Consider the following 656-nt stretch of genomic DNA (forward strand, 5'->3'; position numbering starts at 1 on the left):
GTCCGGCACAGCGCCTCCACCGCGTGCCGCAGCGAGCGCCATGACGCCAGGCCCAGCAGGACGCCGACCGGTGCTGCGGGCCACCACCACGCACCGAGGACCGTGAACGCCGCGCTCCACACGAGGGCCTCGCAGGCCGAGTCATAGGCGTCGCGGGCCTCGGCCAGGGCGGCGCGGGGCGGGTCCTGGGCGCCCAGGAGGAGGGGGGCCCAGCCTGTGAAGAGGTCGCCGCCCTGCTCTCTGATCGTCTCCTCGGTGCGGTGGAACCGGTCGCCCGACCAGGTGGGCGACTCCGGCTCTCCGCTCTCGCGGGCGCGCGCCCAGCGCACGTCGAGCCGGGCGGCCCGCAGCGCGTTGCCGTCGGCACTCGCCCGTAGGGATCTCCTGGCGAGCTCGTCCGGCTCCACCCAGCGGTGTCGCCGCCACCTGGTCACGAGATCGCCCACCGGCATCAGCCACCACGGCCAGGCCCCGGCGGCCAACGCCCCTATCCCGGACGCGAGATAGGGCACCGCGAACGCCGCCGCCACCACCGGCACCGCGAAGAGCACGAGCGAGGCGACGGTATCCGCGGACAGACCGCCGCCGGTCCGCAGCGCGTCGGCGATCTTCTCCCGGGCGAGGGAGACGTCGTTCCAGTGGGCGTGCCCCAGCTC

The 656-nt window shown here is 75.3% G+C and carries 1 protein-coding gene; it reads right to left on the reverse strand.

Annotation, left to right across the window (positions count from 1 at the left end):
* Positions 1–656, reverse strand: a 656-nt coding sequence (locus tag TN53_RS41630) for a hypothetical protein (RefSeq protein WP_046264096.1), incomplete at both ends; no start/stop codon positions are given.

Source organism: Streptomyces sp. WM6386, assembly GCF_000972385.1.
Classification (GTDB): Bacteria; Actinomycetota; Actinomycetes; order Streptomycetales; family Streptomycetaceae; genus Streptomyces.